This is a genomic window from Ideonella sp. A 288 (assembly GCF_002198735.1).
Lineage (GTDB): Bacteria > Pseudomonadota > Gammaproteobacteria > Burkholderiales > Burkholderiaceae_C > Pseudaquabacterium.
Genome location: NZ_MWLO01000125.1, coordinates 67,157 through 83,337, shown reverse-complemented (window position 1 = coordinate 83,337; position 16,181 = coordinate 67,157). Strand labels below are relative to the sequence as shown.

General features: G+C 66.9%; 16 protein-coding genes. 14 read left to right on the top strand and 2 right to left on the bottom strand.

Annotated elements, in window-relative coordinates; all coding sequences use genetic code 11:
* The first annotated feature begins 20 nt into the window (after window positions 1–20).
* Complete coding sequence (locus EOINJALH_RS15760; RefSeq protein ID WP_088281690.1) at window positions 21–1,487, top strand: DEAD/DEAH box helicase; 1,467 nt, start codon at window positions 21–23, stop codon at window positions 1,485–1,487.
* A gap of 55 nt (window positions 1,488–1,542) precedes the next feature.
* Here EOINJALH_RS15760 and EOINJALH_RS15755 read toward each other — a convergent pair whose 3' ends face one another.
* Together EOINJALH_RS15755 and EOINJALH_RS15750 are read right to left on the bottom strand one after the other, a co-directional pair.
* Window positions 1,543–2,298, bottom strand: coding sequence for an SAM-dependent methyltransferase (locus EOINJALH_RS15755; protein WP_088281730.1), 756 nt, complete (start codon window positions 2,296–2,298; stop codon window positions 1,543–1,545).
* Window positions 2,299–2,303: 5 nt separating this feature from the next.
* Complete coding sequence (locus tag EOINJALH_RS15750) at window positions 2,304–2,903, bottom strand: Maf family nucleotide pyrophosphatase (RefSeq protein ID WP_088281688.1); 600 nt, start codon at window positions 2,901–2,903, stop codon at window positions 2,304–2,306.
* Here EOINJALH_RS15750 and EOINJALH_RS15745 point away from each other — a divergent pair.
* The 13 genes from EOINJALH_RS15745 to lepA all read left to right on the top strand — a co-directional run bounded on the left by EOINJALH_RS15745 (window position 2,896) and on the right by lepA (window position 16,176).
* The gene (locus tag EOINJALH_RS15745) at window positions 2,896–3,489 is read left to right on the top strand and encodes a DUF177 domain-containing protein (protein ID WP_234413867.1); all 594 of its coding nucleotides are present in this window, start codon (window positions 2,896–2,898) and stop codon (window positions 3,487–3,489) included. The genes EOINJALH_RS15750 and EOINJALH_RS15745 overlap by 8 nt on opposite strands.
* A 164-nt stretch (window positions 3,490–3,653) precedes the next feature.
* A complete protein-coding gene (rpmF, locus tag EOINJALH_RS15740) occupies window positions 3,654–3,836 on the top strand; it encodes a 50S ribosomal protein L32 (RefSeq protein WP_088281684.1) in 183 nt (60 codons plus the stop codon).
* A 319-nt stretch (window positions 3,837–4,155) separates the two neighbouring features.
* Window positions 4,156–5,232, top strand: a complete 1,077-nt coding sequence (gene plsX / locus EOINJALH_RS15735; protein ID WP_404872765.1) for a phosphate acyltransferase PlsX — start codon at window positions 4,156–4,158, stop codon at window positions 5,230–5,232.
* Window positions 5,229–6,227 (top strand): beta-ketoacyl-ACP synthase III, encoded by a 999-nt coding sequence (locus tag EOINJALH_RS15730; protein ID WP_088281682.1) that lies wholly within the window; start codon window positions 5,229–5,231, stop codon window positions 6,225–6,227. The genes plsX and EOINJALH_RS15730 overlap by 4 nt, the downstream gene beginning before the upstream one ends.
* Window positions 6,228–6,256: 29 nt before the next feature.
* Window positions 6,257–7,195, top strand: coding sequence for an ACP S-malonyltransferase (gene fabD, locus EOINJALH_RS15725; RefSeq protein WP_088281680.1), 939 nt, complete (start codon window positions 6,257–6,259; stop codon window positions 7,193–7,195).
* Entirely contained in the window at window positions 7,192–7,929 is a 738-nt protein-coding gene (gene fabG / locus EOINJALH_RS15720) for a 3-oxoacyl-ACP reductase FabG (RefSeq protein WP_088281678.1), read from the top strand. The genes fabD and fabG overlap by 4 nt, the downstream gene beginning before the upstream one ends.
* A gap of 122 nt (window positions 7,930–8,051) precedes the next feature.
* Window positions 8,052–8,291 (top strand): acyl carrier protein, encoded by a 240-nt coding sequence (gene acpP / locus EOINJALH_RS15715; protein WP_088281676.1) that lies wholly within the window; start codon window positions 8,052–8,054, stop codon window positions 8,289–8,291.
* 18 nt (window positions 8,292–8,309) lie between these two features.
* A complete protein-coding gene (gene fabF, locus EOINJALH_RS15710; RefSeq protein WP_088281674.1) occupies window positions 8,310–9,554 on the top strand; it encodes a beta-ketoacyl-ACP synthase II in 1,245 nt (414 codons plus the stop codon).
* A 465-nt stretch (window positions 9,555–10,019) separates the two neighbouring features.
* Window positions 10,020–10,631, top strand: coding sequence for an RNA polymerase sigma factor RpoE (gene rpoE, locus EOINJALH_RS15705; protein WP_088281672.1), 612 nt, complete (start codon window positions 10,020–10,022; stop codon window positions 10,629–10,631).
* Window positions 10,632–10,679: 48 nt separating this feature from the next.
* A complete protein-coding gene (locus tag EOINJALH_RS15700; protein WP_234413866.1) occupies window positions 10,680–11,279 on the top strand; it encodes a sigma-E factor negative regulatory protein in 600 nt (199 codons plus the stop codon).
* The gene (locus EOINJALH_RS15695) at window positions 11,276–12,277 is read left to right on the top strand and encodes a MucB/RseB C-terminal domain-containing protein (RefSeq protein WP_088281670.1); all 1,002 of its coding nucleotides are present in this window, start codon (window positions 11,276–11,278) and stop codon (window positions 12,275–12,277) included. The genes EOINJALH_RS15700 and EOINJALH_RS15695 overlap by 4 nt, the downstream gene beginning before the upstream one ends.
* A gap of 72 nt (window positions 12,278–12,349) precedes the next feature.
* The gene (locus tag EOINJALH_RS15690) at window positions 12,350–13,810 is read left to right on the top strand and encodes a Do family serine endopeptidase (RefSeq protein WP_088281668.1); all 1,461 of its coding nucleotides are present in this window, start codon (window positions 12,350–12,352) and stop codon (window positions 13,808–13,810) included.
* Between the two features lie 557 nt (window positions 13,811–14,367).
* Window positions 14,368–16,176 (top strand): translation elongation factor 4, encoded by a 1,809-nt coding sequence (lepA, locus tag EOINJALH_RS15685; protein WP_088281666.1) that lies wholly within the window; start codon window positions 14,368–14,370, stop codon window positions 16,174–16,176.
* The last annotated feature ends 5 nt before the right edge of the window (window positions 16,177–16,181 follow it).

The window sequence follows — 16,181 nt, the reverse complement described above, 5'->3', positions numbered from 1 at the left end:
TAGGGGATAATCCCGAGTTAATGACCGAAACCACCACCACTGCGGAAGCCCCGCTGAAGTTCGAGACGCTGGAGCTCGACGCCAAGTTGCTGCGGGCCGTCACCGACTCCGGCTACACCTCGATGACACCGATCCAGGCCAAGGCGATCCCCCTGGTGCTGGCCGGGCGCGACGTGATGGGCGCTGCCCAGACCGGTACCGGCAAGACCGCTGCGTTTTCGCTGCCCTTGCTGCAAAAGATGATGCGGCACGAGACGGCATCCATGTCGCCGGCGCGCCATCCGGTGCGCGCCCTGGTGCTCACGCCCACCCGCGAACTGGCCGACCAGGTGGCCAACAACGTCAAGACCTACGCCAAGCACACCCAATTGCGCTCCACGGTGGTCTTCGGCGGCATCGACATGAAGCCCCAGACGGCTGAACTCAAGCGGGGCGTCGAGGTGCTGATCGCCACACCCGGGCGCTTGCTGGACCACATCGAGGCCAAGAACTGCGTGCTCAACCAGGTCGAGTATGTGGTGCTCGACGAGGCCGACCGCATGCTCGACATCGGCTTCCTGCCCGACTTGCAGCGCATCCTGTCCTACCTGCCCAAGCAGCGCCAGACCCTGCTGTTCTCGGCCACCTTCTCGCCCGAGATCCGGCGCCTGGCCCAGAGCTACCTGCAGGATCCCATCACTGTCGAGGTGGCGCGGGCCAATGCCACGGCCACCAATGTCGAGCAGCGCTTCTACAGCGTGGCAGAGGACGACAAGCGGGCGGCGGTGCGGCAGATGCTGCGCGACCGCTCCATTGGCCAGGCCATCATCTTCGTCAACTCCAAGCTCGGCGCGGCCCGACTGGCGCGCTCGTTCGAGCGCGACGGCCTCAAGACCGCGGCGCTGCACGGCGACAAGTCGCAGGACGAGCGCCTGAAGTCGCTGGACGCGTTCAAGCGCGGGGAGGTCGACCTGCTGGTGGCCACCGACGTCGCCGCTCGTGGCCTGGACATTGCCGACCTGCCGGCCGTGTTCAATTTCGACGTGCCCTTCAATGCCGAGGACTACGTGCACCGCATCGGCCGCACCGGTCGTGCCGGCGCGTCGGGCCTGGCCATCACGCTGGTCGACCGTGACGACGTGCGCCTCGTCGGCGACATCGAGCGCCTGATCAAGACCAAGATCGAGATCGAGCCGGTGGAATTGGAGGACGACCGTCCGCGCCGCCCGCCGCGCCGACCCCGCGACGACGAATTCGAACGCGCGGCGCCCGCCGACCGCGCGGCACCGCCGGCCCCGGTCCGCGAACGCACCGACGCGCCGCGCTATGCCGCACCCCGTGGCCCGAGCCGAGACCCGTTCTTCGACAAGCCTTACGAGGCGCCGGCCGCCGACGATCGGCCGGCGTGGGACCAGATGCCTGCCGCGGCGCCGCCCGTGCCCCGCCGGTCCAGCAACATCCGCACGAAGCGCAAGGTGGCTTCGCTGCTGGGTGGCGGCAGTCAGTAAGCGGCGAAGACGGTCGATCGCCTGGCACCGCGCTCGGGACCAAGTGGCCCTCGATTCAACCCGCCAGCCACAAGAACACCGCGGGCACCCGATCTCCGATCTCGTGGCGCATCGCGCGCCAGGCCTGGACCGTTCGTGTCTGGCATTGCTGCGCCGAGAGCGTCAGCCCGCTGGCCACGCAAAGGCGGGTCGACGGGTGAAGGTGCTCCACCAGGGCGCCCAGCAGGGTTGCGTTCCTGTAGGGCGTCTCGATGGCGATCTGCGTCTGTCCTTGCCGACGTGACAGGGACTCGAGCTCACGGAGCCGAGCGGCGCGCGCGCCTGCTTCCACGGGCAGGTAGCCGACGAAGGCGAAGCTCTGGCCGTTCAGACCGCTGGCGGCCAATGCCAGCAGCAGCGAACTCGGCCCCGACAAGGGCATGACCGTCAGGCCCAGGCCATGTGCTGCCGACACCAGCAGGGCGCCCGGGTCGGCCACGGCCGGCAGCCCGGCCTCGGACAGCAGGCCCACGTCGTGGCCCGCCAGCGCAGGCGCCAGCAGACGGCCGAAATCGGCTGGCTCCGGTGTGCTCACCCCCTTGCGGGGGCGTGGCAACTCACGGATGTCCAGGGCTTGCAGCGGTTGCGCCAGCGTCACGTGACGGTCGACGCGCTTGAGGAACGCGCGCGCCGTCTTCGCGTTTTCGACCACCCAGTGCCCGATCGACGCTGCCTGCGCCAGCACGGCCCGTGGCAGCACCTCGGTCAGGTCGATCTCTTCGCCGCTGCCCAGGTCCAGGCCATTCGGCACCAGCACCAGGCGGCCGGGCACGACGGTCACCGCGGGGCCGCCAGTGGGTCGATCCCGGCCTCGCGCAGCATCGCGCAGGTGCGGATCAGAGGCAAGCCGACCAGCGCCGTCGGGTCGTCCGACTCGATGGAGGCCAGCAAGGCGATGCCGAGGGTTTCGCACTTGGCGCTGCCGGCACAGTCGTAGGGCTGTTCGGCGCGCAGGTAGTGCTCGATCTCGGCGTCCGTCAACGACCGGAACCGCACCGTCACCGCCGCCAGCCGCACTTGCTCATAGGCGGTGGCGCGCCGGACCACCGCCACCGCGGTCTGGAACACGATCGTCCGACCGCGCATGGCCTGCAGTTGGGCCACCGCGCGTTCGTGCGTGCCGGGTTTCCCGATCGACATGCCGTCGAGGTCGGCCACCTGGTCCGATCCGATCACCACCGCATCGCCTTGCCGGGACGCCACCTCCCGCGCCTTGGCCACCGCCAGCCGCAGCGCCAGCGCCGCAGGGGTTTCGCCGGGCAGGGGCGACTCGTCGACCGCGGGGGCCACCGACTCGAAGGGCAGACGCAGACGCTCCAGCAGTTCGCGCCGGTAGCGCGAGGTGGAACCCAGGACGAGGGCGGGCGGCATGGACATGCAAACGATTGTCCCATCGCGTGCGTACACTGACGCCATGAAACCCAGAGGACACGACCCCTGCCGGCTCGATGTGGCGGCGCTTTGCGCCGAAGGGGGCGAATTGTCCGGCGCTTGGCCCGGCCAGACGCTTTCCCGGCTGGCCGACAGCCAGGCCCTGCCGCAGGATTCCCCGCCGCTGGCGGTCGATTGGCAGGTGCGCGGCGAGCGCCGGGCCGTCACTGGCGGCGATCCCGAACTGTGGCTGCACCTCGAGGCCAGCACCTCGGTGTGGCTCGAGTGCCAGCGTTGTCTGCAGCCGTTTCAGCAGCTGCTGGCGGTGCAACGTCGGGTGCGTTTCGTGCGCGACGAGGCGCAGGCCGAGGTGCTCGACGCAGAGTCGGAGGATGACGTGCTGTCACTGCCGCGCTGGCTCGACCTGCGCGAATTGATCGAGGACGAGTTGCTCCTGTCCTTGCCCTTGATCCCTCGGCACGAGCAATGCCCGATGCCGCTGCCGCTGCCAGGGACTGACCCCGTCCCGCAGGACGAGGATGAGCGGCCCCACCCCTTCGCCGTGCTGCAAGGCATCAAGACCCGCAGATAGGTGACCTCGCGTTGAGCGGGCTGCTATACTCGCGGGCTTTCCGTTGCGGGGCCTTTGCTTGTCATGCCCCGCCGCTTGCCCGATTCAGGCATCCACAGACGGGCTCGTCGAGCCCGCTCCGGCCTCACCGCTCCCGCGGCGCCGGTTCCGATCAGGAGTCTTTCATGGCCGTCCAGCAGAACAAGAAGTCGCCGTCCAAGCGCGGCATGCACCGTTCGCACAACGCCCTCGTCACCCCGGGCACCGGCATCGAGCCGACCACCGGCGAAGTGCACATGCGTCACCACATCAGCCCGACCGGTTTCTACCGTGGCCGCAAGGTGCTGAAGACCAAGCAGGACGCCTGACGATCGATTGCGCCGCGGCGTCCACCGTTGGTGCCGCACGTCCAGCGAGTCGCCGCTCCCCGATGCCCGGCCCCACCCACGGTGGAGCCGGGTTTCGTGCTTATCCGGCACCCCCCGAGTTCCCATCCTGGCCGCGATGTGGCCGCTGCCCGAACGTTTCCGGCAGGCAGGGTGGGTCCGCTTGTGCAGTCCCGACCGATCGCCTAAGGTCGTGCCCGGCACCGCTCGTTGCTGAGCCGGCCGACACTGCAGTTGCCCGTTTGCCGGCCGGATTCGCCGGCAGGTGCCACGCCCAACCATCCAAGTGTCCTCGTCGTCATTGAAGCCCCTGTCGCGTGTTCGCGTGGCCGTCGACTGCATGGGTGGTGACCTGGGTCCGTCGGTCACCTTCCCTGCCTGCCGGGCATTCCTCGATGCGCATCCACAGGCCGACCTGCTGCTGGTCGGCACGGAATCGGCGCTCGCGGTGGCTGCGGGTTGGCCGCGCTGCACGCTGGTGCCGGCCGCAGAAGTCGTGGCGATGGACGACCCGGTGGAGGTGGCATTGCGGCGCAAGCGCCAGTCGTCGATGCGCGTCGCGATCAGCCAGCTCAAGGCGGACGATTCGGGTGTGGCCGCCGCCGACGTGTGTGTGTCGGCAGGCAACACTGGCGCCCTGATGGCCGTGGCCCGCTATGTGCTGAAGACCTTCGAGGGCATTGACCGGCCTGCGATTGCAGCCTTGCTGCCCAACGCGCGCGGCGGCTTCACCAAGGTGCTCGACCTCGGGGCCAATGTCGACTGCACCGCCGAACACCTGCTGCAGTTCGCGGTGATGGGCAGCGCACTGGTCAGCGCGCTCGATGGGAACGACAACCCCAGTGTCGGCCTGCTCAACATCGGCGAGGAAACCATCAAGGGCAGCGAGACCATCAAGCGGGCGGGCGAACTGCTGCGCGAGGCCGGTGCCGCAGGCCGCCTCAACTTCTATGGCAACGTCGAAGGCAACGACATCTTCAAGGGCACAACCGATCTGGTCGTCTGCGATGGCTTCGTCGGCAATGTGGCGCTCAAGTCCGCCGAAGGCGTGGCCGGCATGCTGACGCAGGTGCTCAAGGACGAGTTCACGCGCACGCCCCTGAGCCGGCTGGCCGCAATGGTGGCGATGCCGGTGCTCAAGCGCTTCCGCTCGCGAATGGATCACCGCCGCTACAGCGGCGGCGCGCTGCTCGGCTTGCGCGGCTTGGTCTTCAAGGCCCACGGGGCATCAGACGCCTACGCCTTCGGCCGGGCCCTCGAGCGGGCGTATGATGCCGCCCGCAACCGGCTCCTGGACCGTGTCCACGACAGCGTTCGTGATGCGCTGTCGGACCAGCCGACGGCACCGGACGATGCGGTGTCCGCCCAAGCTGCATGACCTCGACCCACAGCACACCCCCGCGCTTTTCGCGCATCACTGGCACCGGCAGCATGCTGCCTGCACGCCGACTCACCAACGCCGACCTGGCCGCCGACCTGGCGACGCGCGGCGTCGAAACCTCCGACGGCTGGATCGTGGAGCGCACCGGCATCCGCGCACGCCACTTTGCCGATCCGTCGCAGTCGTCCAGCGACCTGGCTGTCGACGCGGCCAGGGCGGCGCTTGAGTCGGCCGGCCTGCAGGCCGACGAGATCGATCTGATCATCGTGGCCACCTCCACGCCGGACATGGTGTTCCCGTCCACGGCGTGCATCGTGCAGCGCAAGCTGGGCATTGTCGGCTGCCCAGCATTCGACGTGCAGGCGGTGTGCTCGGGCTTCGTCTACGCACTCACGGTCGCTGACGCGATGATCCGCACCGGCACGGCCTCGAAAGCGCTGGTCATCGGTGCCGAGGTCTTCTCGCGCATCCTCGACTTCAACGATCGCGGCACCTGCGTGCTGTTCGGCGACGGTGCGGGCGCCGTGGTGCTGCAGGCCAGCGAGGTGCCGGGCATCCTGTCCACCGACCTGCATGCCGACGGCCGGCATGTCGAGATCCTCTGCGTGCCGGGCACCGTGTCCGGTGGCAAGGTGCTGGGCGATCCCCTGCTCAAGATGGACGGGCAGGCCGTCTTCAAGCTCGCGGTCGGCGTGCTCGAGTCGGCCGCGCGGGCCACGCTCGCCAAGGCGGGCCTGACCACCGACGACATCGACTGGCTGATTCCCCATCAGGCGAACATCCGCATCATGCAGGGCACCGCCCGCAAGCTACGGCTGCCGCTGGAGAAGGTCATCGTCACCGTCGACGAGCACGGCAACACGTCGGCGGCGTCCATACCGCTGGCCCTGGACGTGGCGGTTCGCTCCGGCCGGGTGCGGCCAGGCGACACCGTGATGCTCGAAGGGGTCGGCGGTGGCTTCACCTGGGGCGCGGTGCTGCTCGACTTCTGATCCACTTCCTGCTCGCCACGATTCGCACGATGACAACGTTCGCCTTTGTCTTTCCCGGTCAGGGTTCGCAGGCCGTCGGCATGCTCGACGCCTGGGGCGGCCATCCTGCCGTTCGCACCACCCTCGACGAGGCCTCGCAGGCCTTGGGCGAGGACGTCGCCAAGCTGATCTCGGAGGGCCCGAAGGCCCAGCTGGATCTCACCACCAACACCCAGCCGGTGATGCTCACCGCGGCGGTGGCCTGCTATCGCGCCTGGCTCGCCGAAGGCGGCGATCCGCCTGCGGCAGTTGCCGGTCACTCGCTTGGGGAGTACAGCGCACTGGTCGCGGCAGGTGCCCTCTCGCTGTCCGATGCCTTGCCGTTGGTGCGCTTTCGTGCCCAGGCCATGCAGGAGGCGGTGCCGGTCGGCGTCGGGGCGATGGCCGCCATCCTCGGACTCGACGCGGCCGCCGTGCGCGAGGGCTGCGCCAAGGCCGCGTCGGAGAGCGGCGAAGTGGTCGAGGCGGCCAACTTCAACGATCCGAAGCAGACCGTGATCGCCGGAAGCAAGGCTGGCGTCGACCGCGCCTGCGAGGTGCTCAAGGCCATGGGCGCCAAGCGCGCCTTGCCGCTGGCGGTGTCGGCGCCGTTCCATTCCACGCTGATGCGGCCGGCCGCCGAGCGCCTGCGCGAACGCCTGGCCGTACAAGCCATCGCGGCGCCGGTCATCCCGGTCGTCAACAACATCGACGTGGCCGCGCCGGTCGATCCCGTGGCGATCCGCGACGCGCTGTACCGCCAGGCGTTCGGGCCCGTGCGCTGGGTCGAGGTGATCCAGGCCTTGCAGGCCCGGGGCATGACGCGCGTCGTCGAGTGTGGCCCGGGCAAGGTGCTTGCAGGCCTGGTCAAGCGCATCGACCCAGGCCTCGAGAGCGGCATGATCTTCGACCCGGCCACGCTGGGCGAGATGAAGGGACAACTGGCATGAGCACCGTCAAGCAGGTGGCGCTGGTCACTGGCGCGTCGCGTGGCATCGGTCGCGCCATCGCCGCCGCGCTGGCCGCCCAGGGCTTCATGGTCGTCGGCACGGCCACCACCGAGGCCGGAGCCGCCGCCATCGGCGAAGCGCTGGCGCCCCATGGCGGCCGCGGCCTGTGCCTCAACGTCAACGATGCGGCCGCGGTCGAATCCGCCATCGAAGGCCTCGTCAAGTCCGAAGGTGGCCTGCACGTGCTGGTCAACAACGCCGGCATCACGCGCGACACGCTGGCCATGCGCATGAAGGACGAGGACTGGGACGCGGTGCTGGACACCAACCTGAAGGCCGTGTTCCGCGCCTGCCGAACGGCGATGCGGCCGATGATGAAGCAGCGCCACGGCCGCATCATCAACATCACCTCGGTGGTGGGGGCCAGCGGCAACGCCGGGCAGGCCAACTACGCGGCGGCCAAGGCCGGCACCGCAGGGTTGACGCGGGCGCTGGCCCGAGAACTCGGCAGCCGGAACATCACCGTCAACTGCATCGCGCCAGGGTTCATCGCAACCGACATGACGGCTGACCTGCCGCCGGCGCAGAAGGCGGCGTTGCTGCAGCAGATCCCGCTCGGTCGACTCGGTACGCCGGAGGAAATCGCGCATGCCGTGGCGTTCCTGGCCTCGCCCCTGGCGGGATACATCACCGGTGCCGAGCTGCACGTCAACGGCGGCATGTACATGGTCTGAGCATTGCCCGTCCGCCGGGCCCTGCCCGCTCGGCGCGATGGTGGCCGGAGTGCCTCGGATAGGCGACTCCAGCGCCGGTAGAATCCTGGGCTGGCTTTCTGCATTTCACTCCCGGAGGAGTCATGAGCGATATCGAAGCACGTGTCAAGAAAATCATCGCCGAGCAACTCGGCGTTCCCGAATCCGACGTCACCAACGAGAAGGCCTTCGTGGCTGATCTGGGCGCGGATTCCCTCGACACGGTCGAACTGGTGATGGCACTCGAGGACGAGTTCAGCATCGAGATCCCGGACGAAGAGGCGGAGAAGATCACCACGGTGCAGTTGGCGATCGACTACGCCGTCAATCACCAGAAGGCCTGAGTCAACACACGGCATCGCATGACCCGTCGTCGTGTCGTCATCACCGGCCTGGGCCTGATCAGCCCGGTCGGTAACACCGTGGCCGAAGGCTGGAGCAATATCCTGGCCGGCCGTTCAGGCATCGACACCGTCAAACGCTTCGATGCGACGGTGCTGTCTTGCCATTTCGCCGGTGAGGTCAAGGGCTTCAATGTCGAGGAGTACATCCCCGCCAAGGAAGCCCGCCACATGGATGCCTTCATCCATTTCGGCATGGCCGCTGCCATCCAGGCAGTGGCCGATGCCGGGCTGCCCCATGGCGACACACTCACCGAAGCCCAGGCTGAACGCTACGGGTGCATGGTGGGCTCCGGCATTGGCGGCTTGCCGCTGATCGAGCAGACGCACCAGGATTACATCGAGCGTGGCGCCCGCCGCATTTCGCCGTTCTTCGTGCCCGCCTCGATCATCAACATGATCTCGGGGCACATCTCGATCAGGTACGGCTACACCGGTCCGAACATGGCCATCGTGACGGCCTGCACCACCGGCCTGCACTGCATCGGCGAGGCGGGCCGGATGATCGAGTACGGTGACGCCGACGTGATGATCGCCGGAGGATCCGAGTCCACGGTGTCTCCGCTGGGCATGGGTGGCTTTGCGGCCGCCCGGGCTCTGTCCACGCGCAACGACGATCCCCAGACGGCTTCCCGTCCATGGGACCGTGACCGCGACGGCTTCGTGCTGGGCGAGGGGGCAGGTGTGATGGTGCTCGAGTCGTACGAGCATGCCGTCGCGCGTGGGGCCAAGATCTATGCCGAACTCGCCGGCTTCGGCATGGGTGCCGATGCGCATCACATGACGGCACCCAACGTGGACGGTCCCAAGCGGTCGATGACGGCTGCGCTGCGCAACGCCAAGGTCAATGCGTCGGACGTTCACTACTTGAACGCGCACGGCACATCGACGCCGCTGGGTGACCTCAACGAAACCAATGCCATCAAGCTGGCATTCGGCGACCACGCAAAGCGGCTGGTCGTCAATTCCACCAAATCGATGACCGGGCACTTGCTGGGCGGTGCTGGTGGCATCGAGTCGGTGTTCACGGCCTTGGCGGTGCACCATCAGGTGTCGCCTCCCACGATCAACATCTTCAACCAGGATCCCGAATGCGACCTGGACTATTGCGCCAACACCGCGCGGGAGATGACGATCGACGTGGCCGTGAAGAACAACTTCGGTTTCGGCGGCACCAACGGCACGCTGGTCTTCCGGCGGGTCTAGGGCGCTCGGGCGCCATCGCGGCATGCGAGCGGCACCGCCCGTCGAGCTGGACCTCGGCCCTGGACGGCGAGAGCGCGTCCTGGGGCTCGTCCTGTGGGGCCTGTCGGCGGGCGTCCTCGGGGCCTGGATCGACCGATCTTTCCAACTGATTCTGCCGGGTTGGATTCTTGCGCTGTCTGTCATCGTTGCCATGTGGGCGGGATGGCTCTCCACGAAACCCATGGCGGGTGTGTTGGTTTGGGACGGGCAGCGCTGGCGATGGCAGGCCCCCGGTCGATCACCGTGCCAGCTTTCCCGTGTCGAGCGGGCACTCGATCTGGGTCGCTGGGTACTGCTGCGGTGCGACGCTGGCGAGCATGGTCGTCATTGGTGTGGGGTGTCGTGCAGCCGGTCCGCGACCTCCTGGCACGGTCTTCAACTGGCCTTGCGCAACCGATCGAGCGCAGTGACCGCGAGCCCGCCGCCATGACGGACGATGCGTCGGACACCCTGTTGGTGCAGCGTGCCGTGGCTGGCGACCCGAAGGCTTTCGAGATGCTGGTGGTCAAGTACCAGCGCCGGATCGAGCGCCTGATCGGTCGCATGGTGCGGGACACCGATCTCGTGAACGACATCGCCCAGGAGTCGTTCATCAGGGCGTACCGGGCTTTGCCGCAGTTTCGCGGCGACAGCGCCTTCTACACTTGGCTGTACCGCATTGCGGTGAACACGGCCAAGAAGGCACTTGTTGATCTCAAGCGCGATCCGGTCGTGAACGAGTCGTCACTGCTCTCGGCCAGCGACGATGACGATGAAACTTACCGTCATGATCGCGAACTAAGCGATGGCGCGACCCCCGAGTCCTTGCTGGCCAGCAAGGAAATCGCCGAAACCGTGAACCTTGCGATCGAAGCGCTGTCAGAAGATCTTCGGCAGGCGATCACCCTGCGCGAGATCGAAGGGCTGAGCTACGAGGAAATTGCAGAGCTGATGAACTGCCCGATCGGCACGGTGCGGTCCCGTATCTTTCGGGCAAGAGAAGCCATCGCGCAGCGGCTTCGGCCCTTGCTGGATACCCGAGAGGGCGAGCGATGGTGATCGGTGGATTGGGCACTCGGGTGCGCGTGGCTTCAACAAGGCAGGATCATGTCGAACAGATCGGATGAAATGGGCACCCCGTCGCGGCAACTGATGTCGGACCTGGCGGATGGGCGCCTCGGACCAGCCGAAGTCGAAGGCGCCATGGCAGCCTGGAAGGCCGACCCGCGTGCCCGCGAGTGCTGGCACACCTATCAACTGATCGGCGATGTGCTGCGTTCGGACGAATTGTCGTCACTGCCGGCCCGCGACGCCGCGTTCCTCGACTCGCTGCGCGGCAGGCTGGCTGTGGAGCCGGTGCCCCTGGCCCCTTGGGCCCCTGAAGTGGCGGCCGAACCAGCGCGGGCGCCCGCTCGCCACCGGACGAACTGGCAACTTGCCTCGGCCGCCGCTGCCGCCGGTTTTGTTGCCGTGGCGGGCGTGCTGGTGGTGCTGCGCCCCACCTCGCAGGCACCCGTTCAGCCGAGCGCCGCCACGCTGGCGAGCACGGCCCCTCCCGAGCAGGTGGTCGCCAACGGCCGCATGATCCGCGATGCCCAATTGGACCGCTATCTGTCGGCCCATCGTCGCGTCTCGAACGGCGCGTCACTGGCGATGCCCGGTGCCGTGGTGCGGAGTGTCGACAGCCTGACCGTCGACGACAAGTGAGTGCGGCCCCTGTCGATCAGCGCTGGCGCTGGAAGCGCTACTGCGCCGGCCACTTGCTAGGCTGCGCCGCGGTGCTGGCGCAGGCGCAGCCTGTGGGCTTCGATGCCCAGCAGTGGCTCGCGCGAGCGCAAGCGGCTGCAACCCAGCGCAGCTACCAGGGCACGATGACCTCGTCGGGTGGAGGGCACCTGTCGAGCTCGCGGATCAGTCGCGTGAGCGATGGACGGCAGCGACTCGAGCGCATCGAACTGCTCAACGGTCAGGCGCGACAGCAACTTCGGCACAACGAGACCGTGCTCACTTTGTGGCCTCAGACCCGGGTGGCCGTTTTCGAGACCGAGGATGCGGTGGCGGAGTTCCCGGCGCTGCCCAGCCTCGGTCAACGTCTGCTCGAGAGCTACGAGGCCCGCCCTTTGGGGCAAGACCGCGTGGCCGGCATGGACGTGGACGTCGTGGTCTTCAAGCCCAAGGATGGGATGCGCTACGCCCAGCGGCTGTGGGCCGAGCGGGGCAGCGGACTGCTGCTGCGGGCCGATGTGTTGGGACCGCGCGGCGAGGTGTTGGAGTCATCGGCCTTCACAGAACTGAGTTTCGGCGGCAAGCTGCAGCCGGACAGCGTGCTCGGTCCGATGAAGCGCCTGGATGGTTATCGGGTGCTGAGGCTGCCGTCTCAAAGGGTGAACTTCGAGTCCGAGGGCTGGACCATGCAGCGTGCCGTCGCTGGCTTTCATCTGGTTGGCTGCGCGCGACGCGCGCTCGAAGCCTCGATGGGGGTTGGCGACGCCCGTCAGGTGCTGCAGGCGGTGTACTCGGACGGCTTGACCCACGTGTCCGTGTTCGTCGAGCCCTTCGATGCCCAACAGCATCGCCCGATGCGCACCAGCCTCGGCGCCACGAGCACCCTGATGAATCGCCAGGGCGAATGGTGGATCACGGTCGTCGGCGATGTACCGATGCCCACCATCCAGCAATTCGAGGCAGGATTGCAGCGGCGTTGAGGCCGCACACAGTTTCGGCATCTGGCCTGCGGCCTGCCCGATGCCGACCGACCCATCGAGAGAGGGAGCACGATGTTGAACGTTGCCGATTTGCTTGTTTCGTCCACTGCACGCCGTCGCTGGATTGGTGCTGCAGCCTTCGCGATCATGTCTGCGCTCGCCAGCCAGGCGCCCGCCCAGGCCCGCGAACTGCCCGATTTTCCCGACCTGGTCGAGAAGGTGGGTCCCTCGGTGGTGAACATCCGCACGACCGAGCGCGGCCGCCTGGCCGGCGCGGGGCCTGGCGGTGCTGAACGGGATCCGAACATCGAGGAATTCCTGCGCCGCTTCGGCATCCCCATGCCGGGCGGCCGCGGCGGCCCCAGGAACGACGACGAACCGCAGCAGGCGCAGCCTCGCGGTGTCGGCTCGGGCTTCATCCTCACGGCCGACGGTTTCGTGATGACCAACGCCCACGTCGTCGAGGGTGCCGACGAAGTGATCGTCACGCTGACGGACAAGCGAGAGTACAAGGCCAAGTTGATCGGTGCCGACAAGCGCACCGATGTCGCGGTCGTGAAGATCGATGCGACCGGCCTGCCGGCGGTGCGCATCGGCGATGTCAATCGCTTGCGGGTCGGCGAGTGGGTCATGGCGATCGGGTCGCCCTTTGGCCTGGCCAACAGCGTGACGGCTGGCATCGTCAGTGCCAAGGCCCGCGAGACCGGTGATTACCTTCCCTTCATCCAGACCGACGTGGCCATCAACCCTGGCAATTCGGGCGGCCCGCTGATCAACATGCGCGGCGAGGTGGTGGGCATCAACTCGCAGATCTACAGCCGCTCCGGTGGCTACATGGGCATCGCCTTCGCGATCCCGATCGACGAGGCCACCCGTGTGTCCGACCAGTTGCGGTCCAGCGGCCGCGTCATCCGGGGGCGCATCGGTGTCACGATCGCGGCGGTCACCAAGGAGGTCGCCGAGTCGATCGGTCTGGGCAAGGCGGCAGGGGCGATGGTGCGCGGTGTCGAGGCGGGCGGGCCAGCGGACAAGGCGGGCATCGAGGCCGGCGACATCATCACGCGCGTCGATGGCAAGGTCATCGAGAGTTCGGTCGATCTGCCTCGCATCATTGGCAGCATCAAGCCCGGTGCGCGCGCGGCGCTCCAGGTGTATCGACGGGGTGCGTATCGTGACATGAGCGTCACCGTGGTCGAGTTCGAGGCCGAACAGCAGGCCAAGGCGCCGACGCCCGAGCCCGCGGCGTCGGCGGCTGCAAAGTCGGCGTTGGGCCTCACGGTGGTCGAACTCACTGACGGGCAACGCAAGGAAATGAAGGTCCGAGGCGGCGTTCGGGTTGAATCGGCCGAAGGCGCTGCGGCGCGGGCGGGCATGCGAAGTGGCGATGTCGTGCTTGCGATGAACAACACCGAGATCACCGATGTTCGCCAGTTCATGGGCTTGGCAGCCAAGGTCGAGAAGTCGAAGTCGGTGAACCTGATGGTTCGGCGTGGCGAGTGGGTCAACTATGTGGTGATCCCGGCTGGTCGTTGACGGTCGGGCCGCTGCCGCGTGGACCTGGCATCCCAGTGGGATGCCAGGTCTTTTCATAATGCGGCATAGGCGTCGATGGTAGTGGGCGCAAACATCTGTGGCTGCTGTCCGGCGTCGAGTGGGCTCCGGACGCCCCACCGGTTGGTGGTCGTTCGCTTCGGTGTTGGTGGCTCAAGATTCCGGATCTCAAAGGTTAGAATCAGGGGATTGACGGATCTTTTCCGCTGAACATTTGGATCAACTGGTCGGGTGTGGGGCTCTGGCAACAGAGCGATCCGACCTGTTGAGAAGCTGTTGATAAGTACATGCTGTTGGTGACCTGCAACGACCGGAAAACAAGCAACGGCGCGGGTTCCAGCCCGGTGCTTTTGGCTACAATGAAAGCCCAACAAGCAGTTGCCATACGTTTTTGTTGGAAGGCGCGTCTTCTCTTGGACGTGCCTTTTTTTTGTTCCCGACCAGGCGCCTGAGCGCCCACGCATCGCAGGGCCTTCACGGCTCGCGATGCCGCAGTCGCAGCGCGGCCCGTGCATGCGCATCCGACCGCCACCGTACCTATGGACCACATCCGAAACTTTTCGATCATTGCGCACATCGACCACGGCAAGTCGACGCTTGCCGATCGCCTGATCCAGCGTTGCGGCGGTCTCTCCGACCGCGAGATGGAGGCGCAGGTGCTCGACTCGATGGACATCGAGCGTGAGCGGGGCATCACCATCAAGGCTCAGACGGCCTCGCTGCAGTACACGGCGCGCAATGGCCAGGTCTACAACCTCAACCTGATCGACACGCCGGGCCACGTCGACTTCAGCTACGAGGTGAGTCGATCCCTCTCGGCCTGCGAGGGCGCACTGCTCGTCGTCGATGCGAGCCAGGGTGTCGAGGCCCAGACGGTGGCCAACTGCTACACGGCACTCGAACTGCATGTCGAGGTCGTGCCGGTGCTCAACAAGATGGACCTGCCGCAGGCCGATCCTGAGAACGCCAAGGCAGAGATCGAGGACGTGATCGGCATCGACGCCACCGACGCAATCCCGTGCTCGGCCAAGACCGGCGAGGGCATCGACGAGATCCTCGAAGCCGTCATCACGCGCATGCCGGCGCCCCGCGGCAACCCCGATGGCCCGCCGCGGGCGATGATCATCGACAGCTGGTTCGACAACTACGTCGGCGTGGTGATGCTGGCCCGAGTCGTCGACGGCGTGCTGCGCAAGGGCGATCGCATCCGAATGATGGCCACCAACGCCGTCTACCCGATCGAGCAGCTCGGTGTCTTCACGCCGAAGTCGGAATCGCGCGAGGAACTGAAGGCCGGCGAGGTCGGTTTCCTCATTGCGGGCATCAAGGAACTGCAGGCGGCGAAGGTGGGCGACACCATCACGCTCGAGAAGAAGCTGCCCAACAACGCCGGCCCGGCCACCGAGGCCCTGCCGGGCTTCAAGGAGATCCAGCCGCAGGTGTTCGCAGGCCTGTATCCCACCGAAGCCAGTGAGTACGATCAACTGCGCGACGCGCTCGAGAAGCTCAAGCTCAACGACAGCTCGCTGCGATACGAGCCCGAGGTGTCGCAGGCGCTGGGCTTTGGCTTCCGTTGTGGCTTCCTCGGCCTGCTGCACATGGAGATCGTGCAGGAGCGGCTCGAGCGCGAGTTCGATCAGGACCTGATCACCACGGCGCCCAGCGTCGTCTACCAGGTCGAGCTCAACGACGGCGAGGTGATCGAGGTCGAGAACCCGTCCAAGATGCCCGACCTGGGCCGCATCCGCGAGATCCGCGAGCCCATCGTCACCGTGCACCTGTACATGCCGCAAGACTATGTCGGCCCGGTTATGACGCTGGCCAACCAGAAGCGCGGCGTGCAGTTGAACATGGCCTACCACGGCCGCCAGGTGATGCTCACCTACGAGCTGCCGCTGGCCGAGATCGTGCTCGACTTCTTCGACAAGCTGAAGAGCGTCTCGCGGGGCTACGCCTCGATGGACTACGAGTTCAAGGAATATCGCGCGGCCGATGTCGTCAAGGTCGACCTGCTGATCAACGGCGACCGCATCGATGCGCTGTCGATCATCGTGCACCGTGTGCAGAGCCAGTACCGCGGACGCGCCGTGGCCGCCAAGATGCGCGAACAGATCCCGCGCCAGATGTACGACGTGGCGATCCAGGCGGCCATCGGCGCCAACATCATCGCCCGCGAGAACATCAAGGCTTTGCGCAAGAACGTGCTGGCAAAATGCTACGGCGGTGACATCACCCGCAAGAAGAAGCTGCTCGAGAAGCAGAAGGCCGGCAAGAAGCGCATGAAGCAGATCGGGACGGTGGAGGTGCCGCAGGAGGCCTTCCTTGCCATCCTGCAAGTGGAAGACTGACCCAA

Bases quoted from the DNA above. Each gene is read 5' to 3' on its own strand.
- EOINJALH_RS15760 (WP_088281690.1), top strand. From the start codon at position 21: ATGACCGAAACCACCACCACTGCGGAAGCCCCGCTGAAGTTCGAGACG.
- EOINJALH_RS15745 (WP_234413867.1), top strand. From the start codon at position 2,896: ATGGACATGCAAACGATTGTCCCATCGCGTGCGTACACTGACGCCATG.
- EOINJALH_RS15750 (WP_088281688.1), bottom strand. From the start codon at position 2,903: ATGTCCATGCCGCCCGCCCTCGTCCTGGGTTCCACCTCGCGCTACCGG.
- rpmF (WP_088281684.1), top strand. From the start codon at position 3,654: ATGGCCGTCCAGCAGAACAAGAAGTCGCCGTCCAAGCGCGGCATGCAC.
- EOINJALH_RS15730 (WP_088281682.1), top strand. From the start codon at position 5,229: ATGACCTCGACCCACAGCACACCCCCGCGCTTTTCGCGCATCACTGGC.
- fabD (WP_088281680.1), top strand. From the start codon at position 6,257: ATGACAACGTTCGCCTTTGTCTTTCCCGGTCAGGGTTCGCAGGCCGTC.
- fabG (WP_088281678.1), top strand. From the start codon at position 7,192: ATGAGCACCGTCAAGCAGGTGGCGCTGGTCACTGGCGCGTCGCGTGGC.
- acpP (WP_088281676.1), top strand. From the start codon at position 8,052: ATGAGCGATATCGAAGCACGTGTCAAGAAAATCATCGCCGAGCAACTC.
- fabF (WP_088281674.1), top strand. From the start codon at position 8,310: ATGACCCGTCGTCGTGTCGTCATCACCGGCCTGGGCCTGATCAGCCCG.
- rpoE (WP_088281672.1), top strand. From the start codon at position 10,020: ATGACGGACGATGCGTCGGACACCCTGTTGGTGCAGCGTGCCGTGGCT.
- EOINJALH_RS15700 (WP_234413866.1), top strand. From the start codon at position 10,680: ATGTCGAACAGATCGGATGAAATGGGCACCCCGTCGCGGCAACTGATG.
- EOINJALH_RS15690 (WP_088281668.1), top strand. From the start codon at position 12,350: ATGTTGAACGTTGCCGATTTGCTTGTTTCGTCCACTGCACGCCGTCGC.
- lepA (WP_088281666.1), top strand. From the start codon at position 14,368: ATGGACCACATCCGAAACTTTTCGATCATTGCGCACATCGACCACGGC.